Origin of the sequence: Pseudomonas baetica, assembly GCF_019733355.1 — a bacterium.
GTDB classification, from domain to species: domain Bacteria; phylum Pseudomonadota; class Gammaproteobacteria; order Pseudomonadales; family Pseudomonadaceae; genus Aquipseudomonas; species Aquipseudomonas baetica_A.
Genome location: NZ_JAIHLQ010000195.1, coordinates 1 through 254, shown reverse-complemented (window position 1 = coordinate 254; position 254 = coordinate 1). Strand labels below are relative to the sequence as shown.

General features: G+C 31.1%; 1 protein-coding gene. It reads right to left on the bottom strand.

Translation table 11 applies throughout. The annotated features are described in order from the left end of the window. Positions 1-8: 8 nt before the first annotated feature. A partial coding sequence (locus K5E40_RS34720; RefSeq protein ID WP_221734463.1) for a CDP-glycerol glycerophosphotransferase family protein occupies positions 9-254 on the bottom strand: 246 nt, incomplete at its 5' end.

Here is a 254-nt window from a genome sequence, read left to right as displayed (position 1 = left end):
ATATAAACTTAGCTACCAAATAAATTTCTGACTAAACGCTCACTTGATCGGCCATCTTGATATTTAAAATGTTTATCTAAGAATGGAATGACTTTTTCTCCTTCATAATCTTCATTGTCCAAGGCGTCCATTAATGCGTCAAATGATTGCACAATTTTACCTGGAACAAATGATTCATATGGTTCATAAAAATCACGCGTCGTAATATAATCTTCTAAATCAAATGCATAGAAAATCATTGGCTTTTTAAATAC